At 65.8% G+C, this 10,123-nt stretch carries 12 protein-coding genes; 9 read left to right on the forward strand and 3 right to left on the reverse strand.

Features of this window, described 5'->3' with window-relative positions:
- A partial coding sequence (locus KDB67_RS01545; RefSeq protein WP_291011516.1) for a hypothetical protein occupies window positions 1-229 on the forward strand: 229 nt, incomplete at its 5' end.
- Between the two features lie 6 nt (window positions 230-235).
- On the opposite strand, the gene KDB67_RS01550 is transcribed toward KDB67_RS01545, so the two are convergent.
- A complete protein-coding gene (locus tag KDB67_RS01550; protein ID WP_291011519.1) occupies window positions 236-880 on the reverse strand; it encodes a hypothetical protein in 645 nt (214 codons plus the stop codon).
- 95 nt (window positions 881-975) lie between these two features.
- Between KDB67_RS01550 and KDB67_RS01555 the strand changes: the two genes are divergently transcribed.
- Window positions 976-1,689, forward strand: a complete 714-nt coding sequence (locus KDB67_RS01555; protein WP_291011522.1) for a DUF1707 domain-containing protein — start codon at window positions 976-978, stop codon at window positions 1,687-1,689.
- A 43-nt stretch (window positions 1,690-1,732) separates the two neighbouring features.
- Here the strand turns inward: KDB67_RS01555 and KDB67_RS01560 are convergent, their stop codons facing one another.
- The gene (locus KDB67_RS01560; RefSeq protein WP_291011525.1) at window positions 1,733-2,677 is read right to left on the reverse strand and encodes an AEC family transporter; all 945 of its coding nucleotides are present in this window, start codon (window positions 2,675-2,677) and stop codon (window positions 1,733-1,735) included.
- Between the two features lie 134 nt (window positions 2,678-2,811).
- On the opposite strand from KDB67_RS01560, the gene KDB67_RS01565 reads away from it, so the two are divergent.
- From KDB67_RS01565 to KDB67_RS01585, 5 genes are all read left to right on the forward strand, one after another.
- Window positions 2,812-3,531: a DUF4190 domain-containing protein gene (locus KDB67_RS01565; protein ID WP_291011528.1), complete on the forward strand. Its 720-nt coding sequence runs from the start codon at window positions 2,812-2,814 to the stop codon at window positions 3,529-3,531.
- Window positions 3,532-3,720: 189 nt separating this feature from the next.
- Window positions 3,721-3,894, forward strand: a complete 174-nt coding sequence (gene rpmF / locus KDB67_RS01570; RefSeq protein ID WP_005191264.1) for a 50S ribosomal protein L32 — start codon at window positions 3,721-3,723, stop codon at window positions 3,892-3,894.
- Between the two features lie 186 nt (window positions 3,895-4,080).
- A complete protein-coding gene (locus KDB67_RS01575; RefSeq protein ID WP_291011537.1) occupies window positions 4,081-5,244 on the forward strand; it encodes a CocE/NonD family hydrolase in 1,164 nt (387 codons plus the stop codon).
- A 39-nt stretch (window positions 5,245-5,283) separates the two neighbouring features.
- Window positions 5,284-6,357, forward strand: a complete 1,074-nt coding sequence (locus tag KDB67_RS01580) for a CocE/NonD family hydrolase C-terminal non-catalytic domain-containing protein (RefSeq protein ID WP_291011540.1) — start codon at window positions 5,284-5,286, stop codon at window positions 6,355-6,357.
- A gap of 89 nt (window positions 6,358-6,446) precedes the next feature.
- The gene (locus tag KDB67_RS01585; protein ID WP_291011543.1) at window positions 6,447-6,611 is read left to right on the forward strand and encodes a hypothetical protein; all 165 of its coding nucleotides are present in this window, start codon (window positions 6,447-6,449) and stop codon (window positions 6,609-6,611) included.
- A 134-nt stretch (window positions 6,612-6,745) separates the two neighbouring features.
- On the opposite strand, the gene KDB67_RS01590 is transcribed toward KDB67_RS01585, so the two are convergent.
- Window positions 6,746-7,519 (reverse strand): SDR family oxidoreductase, encoded by a 774-nt coding sequence (locus KDB67_RS01590; protein WP_291011546.1) that lies wholly within the window; start codon window positions 7,517-7,519, stop codon window positions 6,746-6,748.
- Window positions 7,520-7,837: 318 nt separating this feature from the next.
- Between KDB67_RS01590 and KDB67_RS01595 the strand changes: the two genes are divergently transcribed.
- Together KDB67_RS01595 and KDB67_RS01600 are read left to right on the forward strand one after the other, a co-directional pair.
- The gene (locus KDB67_RS01595) at window positions 7,838-8,785 is read left to right on the forward strand and encodes a diiron oxygenase (protein WP_291011552.1); all 948 of its coding nucleotides are present in this window, start codon (window positions 7,838-7,840) and stop codon (window positions 8,783-8,785) included.
- The coding region (locus tag KDB67_RS01600; RefSeq protein ID WP_291011549.1) for a 4Fe-4S binding protein at window positions 8,785-10,123 on the forward strand (1,339 nt) is incomplete at its 3' end. The genes KDB67_RS01595 and KDB67_RS01600, both read left to right, overlap by 1 nt.

Genomic DNA, 10,123 nt, shown 5'->3' on the forward strand with positions numbered 1-10,123 from the left:
ATCGCCGCGGACCAAGACCAAGGACCGCAAGCTGCGTCCGGCGCAGTATGCCGAGGCGGGTATCGCGTGCTTCTGGCGCGTGGAGAACGAGGACGACGCGATGGTGGTGTACACCTTCGAACTGCTTCCCGAAGGCGGCGCGTATGCACCGACCGGCGTGCACCGGCACCGGGTCGTCGTCGACAAACCGTTTCCTATCGACGTCGAACTGCCACCCGTGACCTGGTGACCGGCGTCAGCGGTTCCAGTTGCCGGGCGGCTGATTGCCGGGATAGCCACCCGGGTAGCCGGGGCCCGGCTGCGGATAGTTCGGATACCCACCCTGCTGCGGATAGCTTTGGTAGCCGCCGGCCGGCGGGTACGTCGTCGGAGGCTTCTTTCGGCTCGCCCCGACAATCCACAGAATGCCTCCGACGACCATAAGAACCAGTCCGCCACCACCACCGAAAACCGCCAGCAGAATGCCGCCGACGCTCTGGAAGATGCCGGTCGCCGAAAGCTCGGGCGTCGCCACCGCGTAGCCGTCGCAGGCGATCGTGTACGACCCGGTCTTGGTGAAACCGACGCCCTGATAGGACCGGACCGAACGGCCGTCGTAGGTGAACGTGGTCTCGAGGCTCGATGTGACGTCCTTGGTGGCAGCAGGACCGGTGATCTGGCAGTTCGGTCGGTCGTAGTTGGTTCCGGAGCCTTGTCCGAACAGGAAGATCTCGTCGCCGGCGTCGAAATCTCTGGTCACAGAACCCTCGACGACGAACGCGTTCTCGGCCATGTCGGCGACCTTGCCGAAACCGGTCGCCGCGAAGAACACGCCGACCGCGACGGCCGCGAGCATGATCACGAGCCCGAGGACCGTGAACCACTTACCGACTTTTGCCATGCCGGAATAGTCCCATACCCGGCGGTCGAAGTCAGGGTGTATCTGGGGGTTTGTCCGGAGTCTGAATGGCCGCGCCCCGCACTAGGCTTGCCGCTATGACAATCTCGCCCGAGCCATCCGAGGGCCACACGTCAGGGCCCGACGCCACGCCCGGCCCGATTCCGTTGCGCAAGCCGGATCTCACCGCGGCCCACAACCTCGACCCGCGCGCACGATTGCGGGCCTCGGACGCCGATCGTGAACTGGTACAACAGATTCTGTCGGCGGCGCTGTCCAACGGCAGCCTGTCGCTGTCGGAGTTCGACGAACGGTCGTCGAAGGTCGTGGTGGCCAAGACATTCGGCGACCTCGACAACCTCACCGACGACCTTCCCGTGGCTCAGCTCGGTGTCCCGATCCCGCCATCGTCGGCGACCGGTTCGGCGTCCCGGCTCAGCTCCGGATCAGGCCGTCGCCTCGTACACAACGCGGTCGCGGTGATGTCGGGGTGGGAGATCGGCGGCAACGCGGCCGTCGGCGACAACCTGCAGGCGTTCGCCTTGATGGGCGGCATCGACATCGACCTGCGTGAGGTGGAGTTCACCGCGCCGCAGCTGACCATCCGCTGCGCCGCGATCATGGGCGGCATCGACATCACCGTTCCACCCGATGTGACCGTGGAGGTGAACGGATTGGCCGTGATGGGCGGTTTCGGCGGCAAAGCCGCAGGTCTGGGCCCTCCCGGCGCGCCGGTGGTCGTAGTGACAGGCCTGGCGCTGATGGGCGGCGTCGACGTCAAACGCAAGCCCCGCAAGAATCCGGAGAAATAGCCGCCGGCACCAGGGAGCCATGTCGCCGGAGAATCGCGGGCGGTCAGGCGAGGAGGAGGGCTATCACCGCGATCGTGGGGATGGAGCCGAGGGTGGTGATCAGGGCTGTGTCGCGTGCCAGGATCTGGCCGCGGCGGTAGCGGGTGGCGTAGACCAGGACGTTCTGGGCCGTCGGTAGGGCGGCGATAACCACCTGGGCGAACAACTGGTGGCCGGTTTCGCCGAAGCCGAACCGCGCCACCAGGTACGCCATCACCGGCATCACGACCAGCTTGAGCACACTTGCGACGGCGATGTCGCGGCGCGGGCTCTCACCCTTCTTGAACACGGCGACACCGGTCAGCGACAATCCGAACGCCAGCAGCGCCGCCGGCACCGACGCCGAGCCGAGCATCTCGAACGACTTCATGATCGCCTCGGGCGGCTGCCAGCCGATCAGCGAAATGACCAGACCGGAGACGCCGCCGAGTACGATCGGATTGGTCATCGGGGTCACCACCGCATCGCGCAGCGTGTTGCGCCAGCCGTCACCGGACTGCCTGTCGAGCGCCGTGAGGTCGAGTGCGGTCAGCGCGATCGGCGAGTAGATGAGGATCTGGAACAGTAGCAGCGGGGCGATGAACGACGCGTCGTCGAGCACGAAGATCGCGATGGGCAGCCCGAGGTTGACGCTGTTCACATACGACGACGACAATGCGCCGATGGTCAGTTCGGGAATCGGCCGGCGCAGCCACAGCCCCACGATGAGCAGATAGGCCACACCGATGGCCGACGCACAGCCTCCGGCGATCACCAGGGTGGAGGAGAACACCACCGACAGATCCGACGTGACCAGCGAATGCAGCAGCAACGCCGGTGTGCACACGAAGAACACCAGTCGCGACAGCACCTCGTGGGCGTGTTCGCCGAGAGTGTTGGTGCGCCCGAGCAGATACCCGGCACCGACCACGATGAAGATGACGGTGAAACCGGAAATCACGCCAGACATTTGAATGATTCTAGTGAGCACACCCGGTGTGACCGGTGCCTCGCAGGTGTATCCGGCTACTCTGGGCGGCACGAGTGCCGGTTTCCGGGACACCCGGTGGCCCGGCGGCCCGATCGCGATGGAGGCGACGTCCAATGTCCTACCCGAACGGAACTCCCGACCCCTCGCAGGGACCGGACCTGACCAAACGTGACGATGCGGCATCGGCCGGGTCCGGCGGCGCCCCGCAGGGATGGTCGCAGGTTCCGGCGGCCGGTGACGGGAACAGCGCACAGTACGCACCCACTCAGTTCGGCGTCCCCCAGATCGGCGTCCCCCAGGCAGACGTTCCGACGCAGTTCGGATCGCCGACGCCGACGCCGTCACCGGAGAATCCGTACGGCAACCCCGCTGCTGCTCCCGGCGTACCCGGGGCCGGTCAATACGGTGCCGGTCAATACGGGGCCGGCCAAGCAGGCCAGTACGGTGCCGGTCAGAACACGGCGGGTCAGTATGGCGCCGGGCAGTATGCGGCCGCGCCCTACAGTGCGGGCCAGTACGGGGCCACCCCATATGGGGCCGCCGGGTACGGGGTCTCGCCGTATCCGATCGCGCCGACGAACAACAGCAAAGCAATCGGTGCGCTGGCCTGCGGAGTCGTCGGAATCTTGGGGATATGGGTCTGCTTTGTCGGCCTGCCCGTCGGCATCGTCGCGGTGATCCTCGGCCCGATGGCCAAGCGCGAGATCGCGGCGTCGGGTGGAACCCAGACCGGTGAGGGCATGGCGACCGCGGGTATCGTGCTCGGCTGGATTGCGACTGCGCTGACCATCGCCTTCCTGGTGTTCGCGGGCGTCATCGGCGTGTTCGGCTGACACGTGCCAGTCGGTCCGGGGACGATCGTTTTGGAGCTTTACGGTCATCGGCGGTAGTCTGGTCGGGTTGTGTGTCGCGCCCTCCGGGGGTGCTGCGCGCAGATCGGCCGGTCGTCCTACAAGCTTCGATGCGCATGACAGGCGGTCGCGCGAAGACTTGTAGTACAGACAGAAAAGAAGGGTTCAACCATGGCTGTTCCGAAGCGCCGGATGTCGCGGGCCAACTCCCGTAGCCGTCGTTCGCAGTGGAAGGCGGACAATCCCGCACTCCAGGAAGTGAAGGTGAACGGCGTTCCGCAGCGCCTGCCGCGTCGCCTCGTCAAGGCCGTGCAGGCCGGGATCCTCGACCTCGACCGTCGCTGATCACTTCCCGTCGCCGGGCCGGCGACAACCTCTGAATATCGCGATCACCGCCCCGGACATCGTCTCGGGCGGTGATCGCGGTTCGCGTCCCGCCGAGCCGAAAGCGGCGGAACCGGTTAACGTCGACACCGTTGTCGTTTAGTGTCGCGCTGTATGAGGTGCCTTGAGGGTCCCGTCAGTGTCCGGGTGACACGCCGAACGCCGGTGATCCCGCTCGTCGTGTCTGTGCTGACCGTCGTTCTTGTCACCGTGGCGCTTCTCGATGCGCCGCGTGCGTCGGCGTCGGTCCGGGTCGGGACGGGCGCGGGCAGCGTCACACAGGCTTATCTTGTCGACGCCCAGCCGGGCGCGCCGGTGCGGCTGATCGGACCGGCGGGCGCGGTCATGGGTACCGGCCGTGTCGATCGGCTCGGTTCATTCCTCATCCGCGACCTGACACCCGGGCCCGGATACCGGTTCGAGGTGTCGGGCCGGGCCGGCAACACGTTCGCGGTCCGCGCGCAGCAGCCGCCGGACAAGGCACTCTACCGAAGTCAGCGGTTCGGGGCCGGCTACCACTACGTGCGGATGCGCGACGGAATCGAGCTGGCGGTCATGGTGCGGCTGCCTGTGGGCAAGACGATGGCCGACGGCCCGTTCCCCACGGTCATCGAGTATTCGGGATATCAGGCCGCGGCGCCCGGCGACGTCGTGGTGGGCGCGATCGGCAAACAGTTGAAGAAACCGGATCCGCTGGCACCGGTGCCGGGGGTGATCCTCGGTGGGGCGATCGGTCCGGCTGCCGGGTTCGCCACGGTCATCGTGCAGATGCGGGGCAGTGGCTGTTCCGGTGGCGCGTTCGACCTGTTCGATTATCCGACGATCTACGACGGCTACGACATCGTCGAAACCGTGGCCGCCCAGCCGTGGGTGGCCGGCCACCGGGTCGGGCTGGTGGGCATCTCGTTCTCGGGGATCTCGCAGCTCGCGGTGGCGGGGACCCGTCCGCCGAGCCTCGCGGCGATCGCGCCGATGTCGATCACCTACGACCTGTATTCGACCGGTTTTCCCGGTGGGATCTTCAATACCGGTTTCGCCAATTCGTGGATCACCGAACGGCAGAAGGAGGCCCGGCCGGCGCCCACTGGTGGGCAGCCATACGCCAGGGAACTGGTGCGACGCGGAGACGCCCGGTGCCTGGCCAATCAGCGGTTGCGTCTGCAAACCCAGGACCTGCGCCGGCTGATCGAGCAGAATCCCACGCGCACAACGTCATTGCTCGAGCACCGGTCGCCGTCGTACTGGGCGTCGAAGATCGCTGTTCCGGTGTTGCTGACGGGGACATTGCAAGATGAACAGGTGGGACCGTAGTGGACTTCGATCATCGGTGAGTTCGACAAGAATCGCCGGGTGTGGGTCAAGATGGTCAACGGTCCGCACTTCGACAGTGTGGCACCGCAACTGCTCAGTTCCTGGTATGAGTTCCTGAATATCTTTGTGGCAAAACGGGTACCGAGATTCAATCCGGCGCTGGTGGCGCTGGCGCCGGCCGTGTACGGGGGGAGTACCTCCACGCCCGGCGCCGTTGTCGAGACCGACCGGCTCGCCGGTGCCCGCGATCTCGGCGACGCGCGACGCCGGTTCGCCGACGGTCCACGCGTGCAGGTGTGGTTCGACAGTGGATCCGGTTCGGCTGTGCCCGGCAATCTTTCGGCACGCTGGCAGCGTGGGTTCGCGTCGTGGCCGCCCGCGTCGGTAGGGTCGGGGACCCGGCTGGCACTGGCCGCCGGCGGTGAACTGACAGGCCGGTCGACGCCGTCGGCGACGGTGTCGTTCCGTCCCGACCCGGCGTCGAGACCGGCGGGAACGCTGAACGTGGTGGGTTCTTCGCAGGTGCCGTGGCGGGGGCTGCCACCGTACCGATGGTTTCCGGTGCCGGGGCATTCGGGAGTCGGATTCGTTTCCACGGCAACCGATCACGATGTGATGGTGGTCGGTCCGGCGAGTCTGGATCTGCGGCTGTCGTCGTCGGCACGCGATACCGATCTGCAGGCCACGCTCAGCGAGGTGCGGCCCGACGGCAGGGAAACCTATGTGACCACCGGGCATTTGCGGGCGTCTTTCCGGGATGTCACATTGTCGTCGACAATGCTTGAGCCGCAGCGTGATTGGCTGAACCCTCGGCCGCTACAGCCGGGATTCCAGGACGTGCGGATCGCCCTGAGGTCGGTCGCGCACGTGTTTCGGAAGGGCTCACGCATCCGGGTCACCATCACCGCCCCCGGCGGCGACATGACATCGTGGCGGTTCGACACCCCCGCCACCGGTGGTCGGGTCATCGATACCCTCGCGCTCGGCGTGGGCGGATCTTCGCTTGTGCTGCCGGTGGTTCCGGGGCAGCGCGCCGGTGCGCCGCTGCCCGCGTGCGACGGTCAGCGCGGGCGTCCCTGCCGCACCTACCGCCCGGCGTTCAACGGCGGCTGAGACGCAACTGGTTGGGAGCCGCATCTCACCGGACCCTTCGAGACGCGTCGGCTCGCAAGCTCGCGCGACGCCCTCAGGGATCAAGAAGTATGGTCGCGACCAGTCGTCTTGGTGGTGGTGCAGTGGTCGTGACCAGTCGTCTTGTTGTTGTTGGGGTAGTGGTGTCCGGTCATCTTGTTGGTGGTGGGGTGGTGGTGGTGTCCGGTCATCTTGTTGGTGGTGCAGCAGTCGCGACCATTCTTCTTGATCCCTGAGGCCGATGCGACGAAGGAGCGAGGGTCTCGAAGGGTCCGGTGACACGCACACCTGACGCAACCACTCCGGAAACAGACCAAACAACAATGTCCGCAACACCTTTCGGTGCTACGGACATCGTCGAAACAAGAACTCAGCTCTGCGCGAGGTACTTGTTGATGGTGCGCGAGACGAAGTTGGGGACGAACTTGGCCGCGTTGGCCAGCACGGTGGTCTGCAGGCCGACGGTGTATGAGGTGCGGTGCAGCAGCTTGTCCTGGGTGGTGGGGTGGACCGACTCCCACACCTTGTCGGCGACCTGCTCGGGGGTGATCCGGACGCCGAGGGTCTTGGTGGACTTGGCGTCGTTCGCGGCCAGCGCGGTCTTGGCCCACAGCGGCCAGATGGCGACGGCGCGGATGTCGTCGTTCTCCCATTCGAGCTCGAGTGCCTCGGTGAGGCCGGCGACGAAGAACTTGGTGGCGCTGTAGACCGCGATCTCGGGCTGGCCGTAGATGGCCGATGCCGAGGCGATGTTCACCAGATGTGCGCCGGGGGTGCGCTTGAGGTAGGGGTGGGCGACCTGTGCGCCGAGCGCGACACCGAGGGCGTCGATCTCGATCTGGCGGCGGACGGCGTCGGCGGAGATGTCGACGAGCAGGCCGGCGACGAGGATGCCGGCGTTGTTGTCGAGGACGTCGAGGGTGCCTCCGGTGTGGGAGGTGAACTCCTCGAGGGCCTGGGCCCACTGCTTCTCGTCGCGCACGTCGAGGGTGCCGGTGATCCACTCGGGGTGGTTGGCCTTGACCTTGGCGAGGCCGTCGGCGTCGACGTCGTACACGCCGACGGTCCAGCCTTCGCGGGAGAACCGCTCGGCCGTCGCCAGACCGATTCCGGCCGCGCCGCCGGTGATGAAGATTGAGGGCATTGTTACTCCTGAGATGGATACGCAGGTGTTGACCTGCGGTGATTGTCCCGTTGGGGATGTGCGCCGATGGGATGTGACCAGCAACTTACTGGCCAGTATAGAACCACTGAACTCCGCCCCGGGCCACCATTTGTGATTCGCCTCACTGTGAGGCGAATAACTGGCGAGTCTCTCAGTGTCGGTTGAGCAGGAACCGTGCCCGGGATCTTCTCGGGTGAACATGTTCCTGCTACGTTGACAACGACTGTTGATATGACACTGATCATTGATATGATGCAAGTCATAGTTCATATGGAGGGACACACGATGACTATCGCGATGGAACGCGACTTCGGCGGCACCGACGCCGCCGACCTGGGAACTCCCGACAACGTCGTCAGCATGCGCGATGAGGGCGCCAATGAGGTCTCCAAGCGCCTGTTGGCCTCGGCTGCCCGGCTCTCGCGCAACGCGATGACCGAGATCGACTGGTCGGCACCTCTGGACCCCACCAAGTACGGTTGCAGCCCCGAATGGTCGTCGCTGTACGGTACCGGCTACTGGGATGAGCTCACCGAGGAGCAGCGCATCTCGGTGACTCGGCACGAGTTCTCGTCCATCATGTGTATCGGCATCTGGTTCGAGATGATTCTGCAGGAAATGGTCATCCGCGATCAGTACCTCGGTGCCTATCACAGCCCCGAATTCCAGTTCGCGCTCACCGAGATCGCTGATGAATGCCGCCACACCATCATGTTCGCCAAGGCGTCGGAAAAGCTTGTCGGGAACTCCTACAAGCCGCGCCCGCTGATCGGATTCGCCGGCAAGTTCTTCAAGGCCACCGCCAAGAACGAGGTCGCCTACGCCGGTATCCTCGTCGCCGAAGAGGTTCTCGACGTATTCCAGCGAGGCTGCATGCGCGACGAGCGTGTCCTGCCGCTCATCCGCACCGTCAACGAGATCCACGTCCTCGAAGAGTCGCGACACATGAAGTTCGCCCGCGAGGAGGTGCGTGACTCTGTCAAGGGAATCAGCAAGGGCCGCCGTCAGTTCAGCGCCCTCTACATCGCGCTGGGCGCGTACTTCATCGTCACCAGCCTCGTGCAGCGGCAGGCCTTCGCCGACGCCGGCCTCGACGCCGACCGCGCGATGAAGGAGATGAAGAGCAATTCTCACTTCCAGTCGATGATCCGCAGCAGCTGTGCACATCTCATGGAATTCCTCGACGAGGTCGGCCTGCTCACCAAGCCTGCGATGTACTGGTACCGGAAAGCGAATATGCTCTGATGTTTGTTATCACCCAGTCGTGCTGCAGTGACGCGGCCTGTGTCTCCGTGTGCCCGGTGAACTGTATTCATCCGACCCCGGAGGAACGCGGTTTCGGCACCTCGGATATTTTGCACATCGATCCGCAGGCGTGCATCGACTGCGGTGCGTGCGCCGATGCCTGCCCGGTGAACGCCATTTACCCGGCCGACAAACTCGGCACCAGGGACAGGGTATTCATCGACATCAACGCCGACTATTACAAGAGCCACCCCGACATCCAGTCCGGATACGCACCCACCGGCGCCGAACTGCCCGGCATGGCGCCGTTTCCCGAGGTGGTGGCCGCCACCGACGACGACTGGCCTGGCATCACCTACCCGGACCTCCCGAAACTCCCCGCGGACCTGCGGATCGCGCTGGTCGGGACGGGGCCGTCGGGCGGTTATGCGCTGCGCACGTTGATCGACCGGACGGAGGCGCAGGTCACCGTCATCGACCGGCTGCCCACTCCCGGTGGTCTGGTGCGTGCCGGTGTGGCCCCGGACCATCCCGGCACGAAGGGTGTCCTGCACAGCTTCGACCTGCTCTACCGTGACCCTCGTGTCACCATGGCCACCAACGTCGGCGTGGGCGCCGGGCCGGACGAGATCACCCCGGCCGAGCTGGCCGAACACTTCGACGCGGTGTTCTACGCGGTCGGCGCGAGCGAATCGCGGCGCCTCGGGATTCCGGGTGAGGATCTGCCCGGCTCGACGTCGGCGACAGAGCTGGTGGCCTGGTACAACGCGGCCCCCGGAGCCGACTCGGGACCGCCGATCCGCCGCGGCGGCGATGAGCGGGCCACCGGCCGCGCGGTGATCGTCGGCACCGGAAACGTCGCGCTCGATGTGGCGCGCATCCTGGTGTCGCCGCCCGAACTGCTGGCCACCACCGACATCGCCGACCGCGCGCTGGCGATCCTGCGCGAACAGAACGTGCACGAGGTGGTACTGCTGGGCCGTCGCGGCCAGGATTCGGCCGCGTACACCGCACCGGAGTATCGGGCGCTGGCGGCCATCCCCGGCGTCGATGTCGAGGTCTTCGACAACGCCGACGGACAGGTACCGGACTTGTCGTTGCCGGCGGACCCGTCGCGCAGGCGCATCGTGTTCCTGTTCCATTCCGCGCCCGAAGAGATCATCGGCGACAGCCGCGTCGACGCCGTCGCGATCCGCAGCGGCGGCACCAGTCACAAGGTGGCCACCGATCTGGTGGTGCGCTCCATCGGCTACCGCTCCACCCCGATACCCGGGCTCGCCTTCGATGACGAACGTGGTGTGATCAGCAACGACGACGGCCGGTTACTCGACGAGTCCG

The organism is Gordonia sp. (in: high G+C Gram-positive bacteria) (assembly GCF_020438995.1).
Taxonomy (GTDB): Bacteria; Actinomycetota; Actinomycetes; order Mycobacteriales; family Mycobacteriaceae; genus Gordonia.

Excerpts from the sequence above, each read along its gene's own strand:
- KDB67_RS01560 (WP_291011525.1), bottom strand. The coding sequence starts at position 2,677 with ATGTCTGGCGTGATTTCCGGTTTCACCGTCATCTTCATCGTGGTCGGT.
- KDB67_RS01565 (WP_291011528.1), top strand. The coding sequence starts at position 2,812 with ATGTCCTACCCGAACGGAACTCCCGACCCCTCGCAGGGACCGGACCTG.
- KDB67_RS01595 (WP_291011552.1), top strand. The coding sequence starts at position 7,838 with ATGGAACGCGACTTCGGCGGCACCGACGCCGCCGACCTGGGAACTCCC.
- KDB67_RS01590 (WP_291011546.1), bottom strand. The coding sequence starts at position 7,519 with ATGCCCTCAATCTTCATCACCGGCGGCGCGGCCGGAATCGGTCTGGCG.
- KDB67_RS01555 (WP_291011522.1), top strand. The coding sequence starts at position 976 with ATGACAATCTCGCCCGAGCCATCCGAGGGCCACACGTCAGGGCCCGAC.
- KDB67_RS01550 (WP_291011519.1), bottom strand. The coding sequence starts at position 880 with ATGGCAAAAGTCGGTAAGTGGTTCACGGTCCTCGGGCTCGTGATCATG.
- rpmF (WP_005191264.1), top strand. The coding sequence starts at position 3,721 with ATGGCTGTTCCGAAGCGCCGGATGTCGCGGGCCAACTCCCGTAGCCGT.
- KDB67_RS01585 (WP_291011543.1), top strand. The coding sequence starts at position 6,447 with ATGGTCGCGACCAGTCGTCTTGGTGGTGGTGCAGTGGTCGTGACCAGT.